At 41.9% G+C, this 16,615-nt stretch carries 14 protein-coding genes; 7 read left to right on the top strand and 7 right to left on the bottom strand.

Annotated elements, in window-relative coordinates; all coding sequences use genetic code 11:
• Window positions 1-205: 205 nt before the first annotated feature.
• Together AB5217_RS15565 and AB5217_RS15560 are read left to right on the top strand one after the other, a co-directional pair.
• Window positions 206-1,081, top strand: a complete 876-nt coding sequence (locus AB5217_RS15565) for a Bro-N domain-containing protein (RefSeq protein ID WP_032843849.1) — start codon at window positions 206-208, stop codon at window positions 1,079-1,081.
• A gap of 36 nt (window positions 1,082-1,117) precedes the next feature.
• Window positions 1,118-1,990, top strand: coding sequence for an aldose 1-epimerase family protein (locus tag AB5217_RS15560; protein WP_032843851.1), 873 nt, complete (start codon window positions 1,118-1,120; stop codon window positions 1,988-1,990).
• 170 nt (window positions 1,991-2,160) lie between these two features.
• On the opposite strand, the gene AB5217_RS15555 is transcribed toward AB5217_RS15560, so the two are convergent.
• Window positions 2,161-4,041, bottom strand: a complete 1,881-nt coding sequence (locus AB5217_RS15555; protein ID WP_032843852.1) for a DUF4980 domain-containing protein — start codon at window positions 4,039-4,041, stop codon at window positions 2,161-2,163.
• A 212-nt stretch (window positions 4,042-4,253) separates the two neighbouring features.
• Between AB5217_RS15555 and AB5217_RS15550 the strand changes: the two genes are divergently transcribed.
• Window positions 4,254-5,276, top strand: coding sequence for a helix-turn-helix transcriptional regulator (locus tag AB5217_RS15550; RefSeq protein WP_032843854.1), 1,023 nt, complete (start codon window positions 4,254-4,256; stop codon window positions 5,274-5,276).
• Window positions 5,277-5,363: 87 nt separating this feature from the next.
• Here AB5217_RS15550 and AB5217_RS15545 read toward each other — a convergent pair whose 3' ends face one another.
• Both AB5217_RS15545 and AB5217_RS15540 read right to left on the bottom strand, forming a co-directional pair.
• Entirely contained in the window at window positions 5,364-6,209 is an 846-nt protein-coding gene (locus AB5217_RS15545) for a patatin family protein (protein WP_004321607.1), read from the bottom strand.
• The gene (locus tag AB5217_RS15540; protein WP_032854767.1) at window positions 6,190-8,412 is read right to left on the bottom strand and encodes a cation:proton antiporter; all 2,223 of its coding nucleotides are present in this window, start codon (window positions 8,410-8,412) and stop codon (window positions 6,190-6,192) included. The genes AB5217_RS15545 and AB5217_RS15540 overlap by 20 nt, the downstream gene beginning before the upstream one ends.
• A 184-nt stretch (window positions 8,413-8,596) precedes the next feature.
• On the opposite strand from AB5217_RS15540, the gene AB5217_RS15535 reads away from it, so the two are divergent.
• Window positions 8,597-9,124 carry a hypothetical protein gene (locus tag AB5217_RS15535; RefSeq protein ID WP_004301002.1) on the top strand — a complete coding sequence of 176 codons (528 nt, stop codon included), beginning with the start codon at window positions 8,597-8,599 and terminating at the stop codon, window positions 9,122-9,124.
• Window positions 9,125-9,229: 105 nt separating this feature from the next.
• On the opposite strand, the gene AB5217_RS15530 is transcribed toward AB5217_RS15535, so the two are convergent.
• A complete protein-coding gene (locus tag AB5217_RS15530) occupies window positions 9,230-9,559 on the bottom strand; it encodes a DUF4907 domain-containing protein (protein ID WP_004301003.1) in 330 nt (109 codons plus the stop codon).
• On the bottom strand, window positions 9,540-10,598 hold the full coding sequence (locus AB5217_RS15525; RefSeq protein ID WP_004301004.1) for a Kelch repeat-containing protein: 1,059 nt from the start codon (window positions 10,596-10,598) through the stop codon (window positions 9,540-9,542). The genes AB5217_RS15530 and AB5217_RS15525 overlap by 20 nt, the downstream gene beginning before the upstream one ends.
• Window positions 10,599-10,789: 191 nt before the next feature.
• Here AB5217_RS15525 and AB5217_RS15520 point away from each other — a divergent pair, with 191 nt between their 5' ends.
• The 3 genes from AB5217_RS15520 to AB5217_RS15510 all read left to right on the top strand — a co-directional run bounded on the left by AB5217_RS15520 (window position 10,790) and on the right by AB5217_RS15510 (window position 14,636).
• On the top strand, window positions 10,790-12,115 hold the full coding sequence (locus AB5217_RS15520; protein ID WP_004301005.1) for a DUF4270 family protein: 1,326 nt from the start codon (window positions 10,790-10,792) through the stop codon (window positions 12,113-12,115).
• Window positions 12,112-13,317 (top strand): hypothetical protein, encoded by a 1,206-nt coding sequence (locus tag AB5217_RS15515; RefSeq protein WP_004307127.1) that lies wholly within the window; start codon window positions 12,112-12,114, stop codon window positions 13,315-13,317. The genes AB5217_RS15520 and AB5217_RS15515 overlap by 4 nt, the downstream gene beginning before the upstream one ends.
• Before the next feature lie 134 nt (window positions 13,318-13,451).
• The gene (locus AB5217_RS15510; protein WP_004301007.1) at window positions 13,452-14,636 is read left to right on the top strand and encodes an aminopeptidase C; all 1,185 of its coding nucleotides are present in this window, start codon (window positions 13,452-13,454) and stop codon (window positions 14,634-14,636) included.
• 4 nt (window positions 14,637-14,640) lie between these two features.
• On the opposite strand, the gene AB5217_RS15505 is transcribed toward AB5217_RS15510, so the two are convergent.
• Together AB5217_RS15505 and AB5217_RS15500 are read right to left on the bottom strand one after the other, a co-directional pair.
• Window positions 14,641-15,369 (bottom strand): LytR/AlgR family response regulator transcription factor, encoded by a 729-nt coding sequence (locus AB5217_RS15505; RefSeq protein ID WP_004301008.1) that lies wholly within the window; start codon window positions 15,367-15,369, stop codon window positions 14,641-14,643.
• Window positions 15,366-16,580, bottom strand: coding sequence for a sensor histidine kinase (locus AB5217_RS15500; RefSeq protein ID WP_004301009.1), 1,215 nt, complete (start codon window positions 16,578-16,580; stop codon window positions 15,366-15,368). The genes AB5217_RS15505 and AB5217_RS15500 overlap by 4 nt, the downstream gene beginning before the upstream one ends.
• Window positions 16,581-16,615: the final 35 nt, after the last annotated feature.

The following is a 16,615-nucleotide window of genomic DNA, read 5'->3' as shown; positions in this document are numbered from 1 at the left end:
AATGTTTCAAAGGCTATAACAATTGTTGCATAGCACGCTATTTTATAGGGTTTTATACATGTTTTCTTCTTGCTATGAGAAAAATGAGATTTATATTCTCTTATGTTGATTGAAAGTGGTATCTTTGTGTAGTGATATGAGCCCCCAAATTGAGAAGACTCTTCATTAAGATAACAACCAATTAAAGATTCTAAAAACAGAATTCATGACTAAACAACAAGCATTAAAGCTCTTTGAGGAAAAAAAAGTACGTACGGTATGGGATGATGAACAAGAGAAGTGGTATTTTTCGATAGTAGATGTGGTTAGCATTTTAACTGAAAGTACCGATGGACGTAAATATTGGAATAAGCTGAAACAGAGACTTAAAGAAGAGGGAAATGAAACGGTGACAAATTGTCACCAGTTGAAAATGCAGGCAGTTGATGGCAAAATGCGCCTTACCGATGTCGCCGACACCGAACAGCTTCTCCGCCTTATCCAATCCATCCCCTCCCCAAAAGCAGAACCATTCAAATTATGGATGGCTCAAGTTGCCAGTGAACGGCTCAATCAAATACAAGACCCCGAATTATCCATCGAACAGGCTCTACAAGATTATAAACGCTTGGGGTATTCCGACAATTGGATTAACCAACGTTTGAAATCAATTGAAATCCGTAAAGACCTTACTGACGAATGGAAAAAACGAGGTCTGCAAGAAGGCGTTCAATTTGCCACATTAACGGATGTAATCTATCAGACCTGGTCGGATATGACATCTAAAGAGTACAAACAATTTAAAGGATTGAAAAAAGAAAACCTACGGGATAATATGACCAATAAAGAATTGGTATTAAATATGCTTGCCGAACTTTCTACTAAAGAAATATCCGAAATCAGCGATCCCGAAACATTCAATGACCACATAGATATTGCTCAACAAGGTGGAGAAGTTGCCCGCAATGCCCGACTGGAACTGGAGGCTAAAACGGGCAAGAGAGTAATCTCTCCTCTTAATGCAAAAAGTGGTATTCTACTGAAAGGTAAATCTGAATACGAATTGAAAGACGGATTGAAAGATGAACCGAAAGATAAATGAAAAATTACCCTCAAAATAATCCAATAAATAAACGATATGAAAACAATCTCCAACAAACAACTCACGATTCAAGTATCTCCTCACGGAGCTGAACTTTGCAGTATCTTCGCCAATGGAAAAAAATATCTGTGGCAAGCCGATCCTGCTTTTTGGAAACGTCACTCTCCTGTCCTATTCCCCATTGTTGGGAGCGTATGGGAAAATGAGTATCGTAACGAGGGGATTCCTTATACGCTTACTCAACATGGTTTTGCCCGTGACATGGAATTTACGATTGTTACTGAAAAAGAGGATGAAGTGCGTTACCGTCTTGTCAGCAATGAAGAGACTTTGCAGAAATACCCTTTTCCATTCTGTCTGGAAATAGGCTATCGCATTCAGGGAAAGCAAATTGAAGTTATGTGGAAAGTAAAGAATAACGGCAACAAGGAAATGTACTTTCAGATTGGAGCACATCCAGCTTTCTATTGGCCGGAGTTCGATGCAAGCAATTCTGAAAGAGGGTTCTTCGGATTTGACAAGGAAAACGGTTTGAAATATATTCTCATTTCAGAAAAGGGATGCGCTGATCCTTCCACAGAATATTCTTTAGAGTTGACAGACGGATTATTACCACTGGACACGCATACTTTTGATAAAGATGCTTTGATACTGGAGAATGAACAGGTCCGTAAAGTTACCTTATATAATAAAGAGAAACAGGCTTATCTTAGTTTACATTTTAACGCTCCGGTAGTCGGTCTTTGGTCTCCACCTGCAAAGAATGCTCCTTTCGTCTGCATCGAACCTTGGTACGGACGTTGCGACCGCGCACATTATACTGGTGAATATAAAGATAAGGACTGGATGCAGCACTTACAACCGGAAGAGATATTCCAAGGAGGATATACAATTGAAATTGATGAATAATTAATGAATAAAAGTAGCTGCCGGATTTCACATCTGACAGCTACCAAACACCTAATTCTAATTTACAAAACCTAACTTATAAATCTAACCTATGAATCCTTAAAAAGCAATCAATACTTGTTGCTTTCACTGAATCTATGTAAACACCTATTGTGTAACTTCTATTTCTATTATAAACCCAACCGATACGCCTTGAATGAATCTACTTGAAATGAACCTCCTTTGCTATAAAAACACATACGGTTGTATGGTTCCGATGGAAAGATAAGATTAGTCATTGCTACCTTTCCTCCATTCAAGAATATTTCTACAGAACATTTATCAACAAAGACATCCAACGTATATTCATTCTCTTTCTTTATCGGTGCCCAGGTAGCTAATGCGAAATCATCTATATAATTGATGGAAGTCGTCTTTCTGCGGTCGTGAACCTCTATTTCATGAAGTACACTCTTCTTTCCGAAATCCACGATACCACTTTTCGTCCGGTCCATAACCAATCTCTTTTCCGGAAGATTGAAGTAGATATCCACCTTTTCCCCTTTATCATTAAAGAGGCTGAATCCCATAATCTCCGCTTCCCCGGCGGTAATTTCCAATGCCAGTTCATAAGCACCATCATTATCAGCCAATAAAGAATCAATATGACAATCATTGGCAACCGTAAATGCCGGAATCTCTTTCTTTTCTTTTCGCAGAGTCTTTATCTCCAGTATCGGAGCTGCTGAAAGATAAATTTCACCGTCTTGTGTATAAAGACTTAACTCACGCGGCAAAGCGTTAGCACTACGGAATTGCTTTGTCGGAACAATATTACAATATTGCCAGTTACTCATCCAAGGAACAGCAATCGTTCGTTCTCCAGTGTTTGAGAAACAAACGGTAGCATAGTGATCTTTGCCCCAATCCAACCATTTCGTGACATTCGGCTGACTGTCACAACTGAATTTCGTTCCATCAAAGTTTCCTGTAAAGTATTGGGTAGCACTTCCTCCGAAATAACATCCCGGATTGACGTTCACTATCAATGCCCATTTCTTACGGTTCAGATCTCCATCCACCGGAAGTTCCACCATGTCCGGACATTCAAATTGACAAGGCTGTGCCCCGTATCCTTCTCCAAAACTACTCATATAGTTCCAGTCCTTCAGATTCTTAGAGTCATAGAAACGCATTTCTTTATCGGCGGAGACAATCATCACCCATTTATCTTCCGGTTCATACCGGAACACTTTTGGGTCACGGAAATCTCTCAAACCATCAGCAGGGCACAAGATGGGGTTCTTCTCATATTTAGTAAATGTCCGTCCATTATCCTTGCTAAAAGCAAGACATTGGATCTGCCCGTTTTTATCACTGGCAGAAGTATAAAAAGCCAGGATACTCCCTGCTCCGTAACCCGCTATATTCTCCTGATCGACAATAGAGCTACCGGAAAAGATATGTCCCAATGTATCACGGGCAATAGCTGGTTCCAGATGTTCCCAATGCATCAGGTCTTTGCTGACAGAATGTCCCCAATGCATATTTCCCCATTTAGAGCCGTAAGGATTATATTGAAAATACAAATGATATTCTCCATCTTTATACACCAATCCGTTGGCATCATTCATCCAGCCATAGAGAGGAGTATGATGGTAAACAGGGCGGAACTTTTCCGTATTGGCTGTATCAAAAGTATCAGATAGTTTGATTTCTTTCCAGCAAAGTGCATCCTTTGATTTATTACGAACACACACGGTGGCAGTCTTCACTCCGGCAGGCAAAGCAAAGGGAACAAAATAATCCACTTGATTCTGTGCCAAACGAATATCCATATCGGTATCGGCAGCTTCTCCTGTATTGAGGAGAACCTGACTTTCCGCTGCTTCCTCTTCTATAGGAAGCAATATATAATTAGTCGGATTAGTGATGTGGATGACAGTCAGGCTATCGCTTTTCTGTTCCAAGGTCAACTTGCTTTTAGTAGTGTGGCAATAAGTCAGTCCATAAGAGACTGCTAACGCAAGTATTGCACCTTTACATAGTTTCATCCAAGGGTTTGTTTTCATGGCAACAAAGTATTCCTAGTTTATATCTAACAAGACGAAGGCAAAGATAGGAGGTATCTTCGCCTTCGTCTATAAACTTTGTTTCAAAGGGTATCAAATTTGATACAAATCCTAAGAATTTTCTTTTATCATCCAAGAATAAAGACCTGTAACCTCTTTGTTTTCCTGAATTTATTTTTCTACTTTTGAAGCCAATCTTTATTCTTCTACTTATGCCAGCAAATAGAAATGCCTTAATCCGTTATAAAACAATTGATAACTGTCTGCGTAATCCTTATCGACGCTGGACGTTGGAAGATTTGGTAGATGCTTGCTCGGATGCTCTTTATGAATACGAAGGCATCGATAAAGGCATAAGCAAACGTACGGTACAAATGGATATACAGATGATGCGCAGCGAGAAGCTGGGTTATAACGCTCCGATTGTGGTGTACGAAAATAAATACTATAAATACGAAGATCCGGAATACAGCATTACACAAACTCCGCTGAACGAACAAGACCTGAAAACGATGTCGGAAGCCGTGGAAGTGTTGAGGCAGTTTAAAGGTTTCTCCTATTTTACGGAAATGAGCGATATTATCAACCGCTTGGAAGATCACGTTGCTTCTGCCCGGATGAAAACCACTCCTATCATTGACTTTGAAAAGAATGAATCGTTGAAAGGACTGGATTATCTGGATACGATCTATCACGCGATTGTAAACGAGCATCCGATACAGCTCAAATATCGTTCGTTCAAGGCACGTTCGGCCAACAGCTTTATTTTTTATCCTTATCTATTAAAAGAATATCGCAACCGGTGGTTCGTTTATGGTGTCAGAGGAAACGGACGGATCTTGCAAAATTTAGCTTTGGACAGAATACAATCATTGGAAGTTCTGCCACAAGAACATTACATAAAAAATACGTTCTTCGATCCGAACACGTTCTTCGATGATCTGGTAGGAGTCACTAAAAACTCCGGAAGCGTAGCGGAGAAAATCGGTTTCAAGGTAGCCGCTGCCGAAGCACCTTACATCATAACCAAGCCTATACACCGCAGCCAGCAAGTGGTGGAAAGATTGGCTGACGGAAGTGTCATACTGGAAATTGAAGTCGTCATCAACCATGAGTTAGAACGAGTATTCTTCGGATATGCCGAGGGAATACAAGTTCTTTATCCGAAGACTCTGGTAGAATTGATGGGTAGGAAACTAAAAAAGGCTGCTGAACAATATACCCATTCGAAATGAAAAGGGAACACGCCCAATTATCCTATCTGACATTCAAAAAAAACAAAAAAGCATGGAGAGCCTGTCTATTGTTCAACTATGGAGACTTTATTCTTCAAGTAAGGCTCTCGCACATTCGTACCCTTCCTGATAAAACTCTGTCAGCTTTTGCACATCTTTCTCGATGCGGTCTACGGCTACAGGTTTTAACGGGCGAATAACAATAATCTGTCCTTCATCCTCCATGCGCTCTACCATTTCCAACTGCTCATTATAAACAGCACACCGCCGACTTAACGCTTCGCGCAACTTCGGATATTTCCGATATACAAACGAAGGGATACGAATGTCTTTCGAATCTTTCCGATACCCCCGATTACGGGTGAGTACCACAACATTTCTCGTGCAGCCATCCGTAATGGCTCTTTGCAAAGGTATGGAATCTACAATTCCTCCATCGAGCATGGGAACCCCGTCTACATAAGTAATAGGACATACAAAAGGGAGACTGCTGGATGCGCGGACAATATCAATCACCCTGCGACTGTCTTTTTTCTCTTCGAAATAGTTGGCTTCTCCCGTGATGCAATTCGTAGTCACCATCACAAAACGTTCCGGTGAAGCAAAATATGTTTCATAATCGTAAGGAAGAATATGTTCGGGGAATTCATTGAATAATAGATCAAAGTCCAGTATATTACGTTTTTTGAGCAAATGTTTCAGACCGATATAATCATACTTCTCCAACAAGTCAATGTTGCTGTATTTGGCACGTCCCCGTTGCCGTGATGCATACGACAACCCGTTGCACGCACCCGCAGACACTCCTATCGCATAGGGAAACCGGATATCGTGATCCATAAAATAATCAAGCACACCGCAGGTGAATACTCCACGCATTCCCCCGCCTTCCAACACTAATCCCGTAGATTCATCAATTTTCAAGTCCTTCATTTTTATCTCCCGTATTCTTATTCCGGCGGATTACCAGCAAAGATGACAATTCACGCATCACAGCCTCATCCTCGGATAATTTCGTATAAGAAAGATGGCTCATTATCAATAATCCGTCTTTCTCTTCAGTCACTAAATCTTCTACTCCCTCAAAGCACACTATCATCGTTTGTTCCGGATAACGCACCTGCAAATCGTCAATGCGTCCACGGAACTCTTCATCGTCCGTATCAAAAAGAAAAAGACGTACCGAATGTCCGTTCTGTAACATCTTATCCAAATAGGAAAAAAGAAACAGATCAATCATTCCACCAAGTACGAAACTGACTGTCGCGCCTTCCCGATACTGACGATTGACAAATACGGCCACCGGACACTTCACCTGCTCCATAATCTCATCAATCTTATCCCGGAAGAGCGTTAACCATAAAATTGCTCCCGGAGTTCCCGGCATATCCGAACGATAATGACTCCCGGCTCCCAAAAGCAGCATATCAGGATGTTCGTTACGGACAAAGTGGATGATTTCCTGTACAAGTTTGTCTGTCACCCGATAATGGTTATCTACCTGGATATTTAATTTCGCTGCCTGTTGATTGAGCAAAGCAAAACTCTCGCTGGCATAATGTTCGGCATTCAACGGATTCAGATCCGTACCCACCGTATAGTGTGCTGCAATCAAATGATTTTTCTTCAAATGCTTCCCAAATAACAAATCATAAATGGAAAGCAACACACGCCCGGATTCCGGACGCCCGAAACAAAATATCAATTTGTGCTTCAAAGATAATTTTTCTTCCCGACGTACGAAAATATGTTCCACCAAATGAAGCAAAGGAGTAGTCATAAAGGTCGTAACTAGCGCCATAATGACCAAAATTACGAATATAGAGGGAGGAAGAACTCCCATTTCATAACCGATATTCAAAGCGACAAGCTCCATCAATCCCCGTGTATTCATCAATGTCCCTATCGTCAAACTATCCTTCCACGACTCACCCACCAAACGGGCGGCAATGGCACATCCACCCAGTTTGCCGACAACAGCAACCGTCACCAACAGTAAACATATCATCCACAACTCCGGACTGTTTATCAAACCGATTTCCGTGCGTAATCCGGTGAAGGCAAAGAACAGAGGTAAAAAGAATACTAATGAAATATCCTCCACCTTCTCCATCATCACCTTTCGGAAACCCAGATTGGACGGCATCACTACCCCTGCCATAAAGGCCCCGAACAGTGCATGAATACCAATAATCTCGGTCAGGCAAGAAGAAATAATAAGAATGAGCAGAATAAATGCCACGAATGTTTTATTGATTGCTTCCCGGTTGGCATATACTTCTCCTACCTTCTTCAAAAACGGACGAACTACCAGAAACATGACTGCAATATACACAACTGCCAGTCCTACTGAATAAAGTGCGCTGGCAAAACTTCCTGCTTTGGAGATAGCAATCACCACTGCCAACAGACACCAGGCTGTCACATCATCATTGGCAGCGGAAGCAATGGTCAGCGTTCCTAAAGGAGTCTTCGTCATATTCCGCTCCTGAATGATGCGTGCCAATACCGGAAAAGCGGTGATACTCATAGAAATACCTATAAACAAGGCAAATGGAAGAAACGGAGTTTGGGCAGCTGCATATTCTTCGTACACCCAGTAAGAAGACAAGATGCCCAGGAAGAAGGGTACTAAGATTCCGGCATGGCTAATCACCAGCGTTTCATTGATTTTATTTTTCAGTACACTGAAATCCAGCTCCATACCGATGACAAACATAAAAAGGATCAGTCCCACCTGACTCAACAGTTCAAGATTGGTAAGCGAGTGTGCCGGAAAAAGGAAATGAAAAGCATCCGGAAAGAAAAAGCCGAGTACGGAAGGTCCTAACACAATACCGGCAACAATCTCTCCAATCACTCCCGGTTGCCCGATCAGACTGAACAAATAGCCAAAAAGACGCACCATCAGCAGTACGGCTATAATCTGAATCAACAAGGTAGTGAGCGGATGATGAAGATTATCCTGTATAAACTGGAGAAACATAGTGAAAGGATTCCCCTGTACCATGTTCTGCGCATTTACCGCATAGTGCGAAAACCGGTCACCCTCTTCAATAGCAACATAAATCAACCCTCCAAACAGGAGTAACATCAGTACATAAATGACATAATTCTTCCGGGCCCTGTTCCGCATAAACTTTATTTTTACGATTTGTGCATATTTATGGTAAAAACAAACGAAAAAGGCAGATAGTTTGGCGAAAATAACAAATTCTCAAATAAAATCTTGTTTTTTTGCTTCAATCTATGTAACTTTAGGCTAGCTTAATTGTTTAAGGAGGAAAAAATCAAAAAAGTCCTGCCCGCAGGCAAGCACCATGAGAATACAGTTTGAGATTAAAGAAAATTTGCCGGAAATTATCGAAGAAATCTTACACTCTGATAAGTGGCAAACTTCCGTGAAGGAAGAACTGAGCGGTCGGACGACCGTTGTGATCCGTGACCAAGCGTATGGTTCAGAAGCTACCATTGAAATTTATGCTACATCTATTGAAATCAAAACCGCATGGTCAAAGTACTCCTATCGTATATTTGTAACCAACGATATCGTATGGTGCGAATATAACGGTGCCTATCGTGGTCTGTTGGAACAAGTGCTCCTACCTACTATTACTCCTAAAGAAAACCTACTCAATTCTGATGTGACCGAAAGTTCGCTCTACGGAAATGAGCATAGGAAATTGAGAGAGTATGCGGAAGATAACCTGAAACTGAAACAATTCCGCCGGGAAAACTTCAATGAACAAAAGAATGGAACCGCACCATTCGATCATCCCAAGCGTGTGTATGATGAGTTTATCAAAGAAGATTATGTAGTAGCATCCAAAGAAGAAGAGAAAAAATAATCTGTACTTAATGCTTTACCTTGTGCCATCGTATTGGCACAACAGTGCCACCACATTGACACAGTCGTGCCAGTAAGGTGGCATGATTGTGCCAATAAGGTGGCATTAATAAACAACTCCTAAATTATCCAAGTCGTCCTTTGATATGGCAAATTCATCCCCGGCTTTCACTCGCTCCAGCACTAAGTTTCCTATACATCGGGCATCCTGTTCCGATTGAAAAGCTCTTTTCCCGGAAACAACCGGGATAAAAGGTTGAACAATTATCAAACGCTCTCTCTCATAAATTTTATAGCCGTACCCACTACCTCCAACCCGGGTCACTTCCAAACGGTATCTATTTACCGGATGCACATACACATACATGATTCCCACTAAAAGCAGCAAGACAAAGCAACTAATACCTATTATTTTTTTATTTCTCTTCATATTCATAAGGCTTCAACTCCCAAGTATCATCGTAATAATAAGTAGAAGCTCCTCCCGTAGCTATAATTCCCCGTTTTCCAGTAGAAAAGCATACGGCTTTCGAGCGTGTACTTCCTTCGAAATCTGTCAAATCTTCCCCATCCCAGAGGTCTGTCAGAGGGTCGTAAATCCAATAATTGGAACGATAACTACCACCAGCAGTCTGCCCCGCAGCAATGTATCCTTTACCGTCGATCACGAAAGCACAAGCATAAGAACGGACGATAGAAGTGTAATCGTCGTCATAATCATCATCACTCTTATCGTAAAGTTCGCGCAATTCTTTCCAAGTACCCGTTGCCGGATTAAAACACCAGAAATCCGTCACATCCGAACCGTTATTTTCACCGCCGCAGATATAAGCTATATCATCTATGACGAAGGCCATACCGCCCATTCTCTTCTGTCCGCCAAATCCACTCATGGCTGTCCATTCTCCTTTATCTCCCACCGACGGGTCGAACTTCCAGAAATCCTTTTGATAATTATCGTTGTAACCTGTACCCAGATACCCATACTGACCAATGCCGAAAGAAAGTGCATAATACCGTTTACCATAGATATTAGTCCCATCAGTTCCATCCGGGATAGAAGCCATCTCCTTCCAGGAATTTGTGGCAGGATCATACTGCCAGCAATCATTCAGATAATCCTTTTTTGTCGCATCGTAACCGGTAGCAATATATCCTTTGGTACCTACTGCAAAACCTGTAGCCGCATTTCGGGCAGGAGCCGCATCGGGCATTGATGTACACTGTGTCCACGAATTAGCCTCGATGTCATACGCCCAGCAATCTTTCAAACGGTCTTTGGTACTCCCCCGGTATCCGGTGCAGAGGTACCCTACGTTACCAATCGTAAAACCAGCTGCGTCCGTACGCGCCACACCATCAAAATCAGAACGGCGATACCACACACCTGCCGTATATTCAGTATCATCCGTACATGCCGCCAATGAAAGCAGCACCACCATCATGCAAAGTAATTTATTCATTTTCGTATTCATAAATATGTCGTTGATTACAACCGCAAATGTAGGCGGCAACGGGCACGCATAAAAAAACTATCGACAAATAAAGACATTCTATCTACCAACAAAATTCAGGTCGACAAATACAGAGATTTAGTCGATAGTTTTTTGGAGGACTATTTAAAACCTCTTCTTTTGCCGGTACAAAACCAATTTCATTTTACTACATGAAGTCAATCATACTACTTTTTTCATTCTTTATATCTCTTTCTTTTTTCGCTTGTGTAGACGATTCATCGTCCATAGGAGCGAAATGGGTACAAAGTTCATTCCTCAACGAACAGATGGATACTTGTACGGTATTACTTAGTACAGTATTAAGCGACTCCATAGCCACTTCGGGAGATACGGTTTGCCAGATAGGATACCGTGACGACAACTTATGGGGGAAAATTACCGCCTCTTTTTACGCAGAGTATGAAGTACCTTCCTATTCTTTTGATGAAAACATCCAATATGAGTTCGACTCGATCACCATACGCCTGTATTCTTCGGGCAATTACCTGGGAGATACACTAAAAACCCAACGCATTCATCTGCATGAACTGACAAAGAATATAGAACTGGACGATAGAGGGTACCTATACAACACTACTACTGCCTATTACAACGAAACTCCACTGGCATCTTTCGACTTTCGTCCTACTCCGGGCTCACCGAGCGAAGAACTGGAAATACGATTGCCGGATGCATGGGGAGAAGAATGGTTCAACTTGATGCTGAATGATGGCCGATGGGTGCAATCCCAGGATTTCTTCCATGATTATTTCAAGGGAATTGCTTTTATACCCGATGCAAATGACGCTTGTATCAGCGGATTTCAAGTCAACGACTCCAGTATGTGCATCACGGTCTACTATCACCAGATTACGGAAACACTGAACGAAAAAACACTGGTTTTCAATACAAGCAACACGCTGACTTACAACAAAATAGAACAAGACCGCTCAAACATCCCGATAGCCAACCTGCAAAGTGGGGACGGCAATGAATACTCTTCCGGAAAAAGCGAGCATCAGGTCTACCTGCAGGGAATGACAGGTATGTATGTCACCATCGACTTCCCACATTTAAATAATCTCTGCGAAAAAGGAGAGCTTGTGACTATCGAGAGCGCAACGTTACAGTTATATCCGGTAAAAGGAACTTATGACGGCATGTACCCGTTGCCCAAAAGCCTGGCTCTCTACACCGCCAACAATGAAAATGTGACGCAAAGTGTAATCACCGACCTCACCGGGAGTTCCGTACAAAGCGGAAATCTAGTAGTCGACGAGATGTCTTATGAGGAGACTTATTACTCTTTTGACATCACCTCTTTCCTGCAAACAAACCTGGGAACTACCGGATATGATCGTCAGAAACTACAATTATTTCTTCCGGACAACTTGTTCTATACCACACTTCAAGGCGTTATTTTCGGCGACGGAGAACATACCGCCAATAAAAAGAATACCAAACTTATCATACTTTACAAAACTTATCAACAATGAAAAAGATTTTGTTTTGCCTTCTGGCATTCTATACTCCTGTCTCTATAGTTATTGCACAAAATACAACGAACTCCCCTACTTCCATGTTCGGACTGGGAGAACTTTCTACCGGGGAAGGCGGGCAATATGCCGGACTGGGCGGCACAGGCATTGCATTGCGAGGAAATAATTTCCTTAACAATGCCAATCCGGCTTCACTCACAGAGTTGACCGAACAACGCTTCCAGATCGATGCCGGTATCATGGGAGCATACCAGATTTATTCGCAACGAGGAGCAAGTAACCGTTCCGTCACCGGAAATCTGAATAACCTAAGTATCGGCTGCCGGATTATGCCACGCTGGTATGGAGCAATTTTCATGGCTCCCGTCAGCAGTGTGGGATATGCCATCACGCTGGATGAAGAAGTGGCAGGCACCAATGGAGGTACTATCTCTTCTCTCTTTCAGGGTGAAGGAGGACTTTCCAAGATGGGTATCAGCACGGCTTACCTTTTCGGAAAAAGATTTTCTGTCGGCACCAATCTTTCTTATGTGACGGGGACCATCACACAAACGGAGACGCAAGGTACTGCCACAGAAGAAACCAGCTCCTACAAACATACTTTTTATGCGGATTTCGGTGTACAGTATAAATGGGCTATAGACCGCGAACGTTCTTTCGTTGCCGGTGCCGTATATGGTTACTCGCAGGATTTTAAGCAGGATAATAACTTATACGTTAGTAGCAGTTCGGGAGGAGATGATATTGAAAAAAGCCTGAAACGCTATCGCCAATGTCTTCCTCAATTCTTTGGGCTCGGAGCTTCCTACAACACTCTACGTTGGATGGCAACCATCGACTACAAATATGTGGACTGGAGCCGGATGCAATCTTCCCAATCCAATGTCAGTTTTGAGAATCAACACCGGTTATCAGTCGGTGGAAGATATACATTGGGCAATGTCTATCGTAATCCGGTCAGCATCCTATTGGGAACAGGTATTAATAATTCCTATATCGTCATTCAAAAGAAAAAGGCAACCGAATATTACGTCAGTACCGGACTTAACTTCGGATTGCGCAATAACAACGTCCTTTCTATCGGATTGAAATATAAAGGCCAGATGAAAATTCCTAACGGTATGCAAAAAGAAAACAGCCTTTCCCTGTTCCTGAATATTACTTTCTCCGAGCGAACTTACCGCGCCAAGATACAATAAAATGTCATAAAACGGAAGTCATTAAGATAGCTGTCCATTTGAAAAAAGAGAAAACTTTGTGAAACTCTGTGTTACTCTGTGGTGAAACTTTCCTATATTTGTAGCCAAAACAATTTAATATTAATTTCATAGGAATGAAAAAGACAATCCTTATTGCTGCTTTAGGCCTGTTCAGCCTAAGTGTTATGGCACAAGATGCAAAACCTGAAGAAGGTTTTGTTTTCACGACAGTGAAAGAAAATCCGATAACTTCTATCAAGAACCAAAATCGTTCGAGTACTTGCTGGAGTTTCTCAACTCTCGGATTTGTTGAATCAGAACTACTTCGTTTAGGTAAAGGTGAATACGACCTGTCTGAAATGTTTGTTGTACACAAAACGATGCAGGATCGCGGAGTAAACTATGTACGTTATCACGGTGACAGTTCTTTCTCTCCGGGTGGAAGTTTTTATGATGTAATGTATTGCATCAAGAATTATGGTATCGTTCCGCAAGAAGTGATGCCGGGTATTATGTATGGTGATACGCTGCCGGTACATAATGAGCTGGATGCTGTTGCTTCCGGTTATATCAATGCGATTGCAAAAGGTAAATTAAGCAAACTGACTCCGGTATGGAAAAACGGACTAAGTGCCATTTATGACACTTACCTAGGAGCATGTCCGGAGAAGTTCACCTACAAAGGCAAAGAATATACTCCGAAGACTTTTGCCGAATCACTGGGATTGAACTATAACGACTATGTATCACTGACTTCTTATACACACCATCCGTTCTATTCTCAATTCGCCATCGAAATTCAGGATAACTGGCGTAATGGTCTGTCTTACAACCTGCCTATCGAAGAACTGATGGCTGTTATGGACAATGCTGTAAAGAAAGGCTATACCTTTGCATGGGGTAGCGATGTCAGCGAACAAGGATTCTCACGTGACGGTATCGCCGTAATGCCAGATGCAGCCAAAGAATCTGAACTGTCCGGTTCAGACATGGCCCGTTGGACAGGATTGACTGCCGCCGACAAACGCAGAGAACTATTCACCAAACCTTTCCCTGAAAAGGATATTACCCAGGAAATGCGTCAAGTTGCTTTTGACAACTGGGAAACAACAGACGACCACGGAATGGTAATCTACGGCATCGCTAAAGACCAGAACGGAAAAGAATACTTCATGGTGAAAAACTCTTGGGGTAAATCAGGCAAATATGATGGTATCTGGTATGCTTCCAAAGCATTCGTTGCCTACAAGACAATGAATATCCTGGTGCATAAAGATGCACTTCCTAAAGAAATTGCCAAAAAACTGGGAATTAAATAATTATTTAAGAAAGGCTTAATTTCCCAATGTATTCCGTAAATTTCTCCTTATAATTATCACCGACAGGAATATAAGTATTCTTATCAAAGATAATGCGAAGACGGGAAACTTCGGTAATCTTGCGAAGATTGACAATATAAGAACGGTGGACCCGCATGAAATGCGTGGGAAGCCGTTCTTCCATTTTCTGGAGGCTGGCAAGCGTTATTACAGGCTTGTCCTCTCCTTCCACAAAGATACGCACATACTCACTCATCCCCTCAATATAGCGGATATTCTTCACATCGATGCGAACCACTCTGTAATCGCTCTTCACGAATAATGAATCTCCTTTTATCTGCGAAGCATTTCCTATTTCACCCTGTTGTTCCAACAAACGATATTCAAATTGCCTGCGGGCTTTATCCGCCGCTTTCAATAAATCCTGGAACTCAAACGGTTTCAGCAGATAATCTACGGCATCCAGTTTGAAACCCTCTACCGCATATTCAGAATAAGCAGTAGTGAAAATCACCAACGGACGGTTCACCAAAGAACGTATGAAATCCAATCCGTTCAAATCGGGCATATTAATATCCACAAAGATCAAATCAACCTCCTCTTCGGACAATATCTTCATTGCCTCGAACGCATCCTGGCATGACTTTACCAAAGACAAAAAAGGTACCTGGGATATATAATCCGACAACTGCGTCAATGCTAACGGCTCATCATCTATTGCTATACATTTCATTCTAATAAAGGTATAATAAGTAAGACATCAAATTTATGTTCCTCTTCGGTAATGGAAAGCGTATAATCATTGCCAAATAAAAGCCTCAACCGCTTACGGATATTCTCGAGTCCGATGCCATGATGCTGTTCGTCAGCCGAACCATTATTGCTGTTGGAACAACGGAATGAAAGCCGGTTGCCCTCATCCAACTGCATCAAGACATGAATAAAAGACTCGCTCCGATAACTGACTCCATGCTTAAAAGCATTTTCCACAAAAGAGACAAAAAGCAAAGGAGGAATCTGCACTTCGGGCACTTCGGCCGGAAAATCCATCTGAATAGATACTTTGTTGGTATAGCGCAAACTCATCAGGGCAATGTAATTTTTAAGAAACTGAACCTCACGTGAAAGCAAAATCGTTTTATTACTCGCTTCATAAAGCACATAACGCATCAGTTTAGAAAGTTCCACAATCGTACTTTTCGCTTTCCCCGTATCAATATCCACCAACGCATGAATATTATTGAGCGTATTCATGAAGAAATGAGGATTAATCTGATATTTCAAATACTGCAGTTCCGACTGCAAACGTTGATGTTCCAGTTCCTTCAGCATTTCTTCATCACGGAAAGATTTAAAGAAAAGTTTGATGGCGATATTGAACCCTACCATCAAAAAGGCAATGATGAAATGAATAAGATAGCGGAGCACAAAAGGAGGATAAGGAAAAGGAGTCGGTTTTGGAAATCTTCCGGGACCATTTGGATCTCCCATTCCCCTAGGACGTTGTTCGGGATTGGATTCATGCCAATGCACATCCCCTTCCTCCCTCGCCTTTTCTCTCGTCTTAATAATCTGGTCCCTCCGGTTCTCCTTCATACGAAGAGGCAACTCTCCTCGCTTGAAATCTTTGGGGAAATGATTGGCAGAAGGAAACGGAGAAAGCCAACAAATCATTCCTATTACAAAAATCAACGAAACAGTATATTGCCAGTACCTTTTCTTAAAAAGAAAATAGGGAACCAGCCCATAATTATTTAACAGGAAAAGCACGAAAAAAGGAAGGATACTCAACCATGATTCGCGGATCACCATACGGGTTTCCTCCCGTTCAAGTCCTCCACTCATGGCAAAGTATCCGCCTATCAGCGGAAGAAGAAATATTACGATCCAGATAGCTCCGTAAATACTCTGCTCCAGCACGTGTTGTTTACGCAGTCTTTTCATGCCTCATTGCTTCTGATTGTCGAAACAAAGATAAA

The sequence above is a fragment of the Bacteroides sp. MSSM.1001136sp1_RTP21357st2_D2_RTP21359_211015 genome, assembly GCF_040913205.1.
GTDB lineage: Bacteria > Bacteroidota > Bacteroidia > Bacteroidales > Bacteroidaceae > Bacteroides > Bacteroides ovatus.
This window is presented reverse-complemented; position numbering and strand designations above follow the sequence as displayed.

Excerpts from the sequence above, each read along its gene's own strand:
- AB5217_RS15560 (WP_032843851.1), top strand. The coding sequence starts at position 1,118 with ATGAAAACAATCTCCAACAAACAACTCACGATTCAAGTATCTCCTCAC.
- AB5217_RS15520 (WP_004301005.1), top strand. The coding sequence starts at position 10,790 with ATGAAGTCAATCATACTACTTTTTTCATTCTTTATATCTCTTTCTTTT.
- AB5217_RS15550 (WP_032843854.1), top strand. The coding sequence starts at position 4,254 with ATGCCAGCAAATAGAAATGCCTTAATCCGTTATAAAACAATTGATAAC.
- AB5217_RS15505 (WP_004301008.1), bottom strand. The coding sequence starts at position 15,369 with ATGAAATGTATAGCAATAGATGATGAGCCGTTAGCATTGACGCAGTTG.
- AB5217_RS15545 (WP_004321607.1), bottom strand. The coding sequence starts at position 6,209 with ATGAAGGACTTGAAAATTGATGAATCTACGGGATTAGTGTTGGAAGGC.
- AB5217_RS15565 (WP_032843849.1), top strand. The coding sequence starts at position 206 with ATGACTAAACAACAAGCATTAAAGCTCTTTGAGGAAAAAAAAGTACGT.
- AB5217_RS15510 (WP_004301007.1), top strand. The coding sequence starts at position 13,452 with ATGAAAAAGACAATCCTTATTGCTGCTTTAGGCCTGTTCAGCCTAAGT.
- AB5217_RS15540 (WP_032854767.1), bottom strand. The coding sequence starts at position 8,412 with ATGCGGAACAGGGCCCGGAAGAATTATGTCATTTATGTACTGATGTTA.
- AB5217_RS15530 (WP_004301003.1), bottom strand. The coding sequence starts at position 9,559 with ATGAATATGAAGAGAAATAAAAAAATAATAGGTATTAGTTGCTTTGTC.
- AB5217_RS15535 (WP_004301002.1), top strand. The coding sequence starts at position 8,597 with ATGAGAATACAGTTTGAGATTAAAGAAAATTTGCCGGAAATTATCGAA.
- AB5217_RS15515 (WP_004307127.1), top strand. The coding sequence starts at position 12,112 with ATGAAAAAGATTTTGTTTTGCCTTCTGGCATTCTATACTCCTGTCTCT.
- AB5217_RS15555 (WP_032843852.1), bottom strand. The coding sequence starts at position 4,041 with ATGAAAACAAACCCTTGGATGAAACTATGTAAAGGTGCAATACTTGCG.
- AB5217_RS15525 (WP_004301004.1), bottom strand. The coding sequence starts at position 10,598 with ATGAATACGAAAATGAATAAATTACTTTGCATGATGGTGGTGCTGCTT.
- AB5217_RS15500 (WP_004301009.1), bottom strand. The coding sequence starts at position 16,580 with ATGAAAAGACTGCGTAAACAACACGTGCTGGAGCAGAGTATTTACGGA.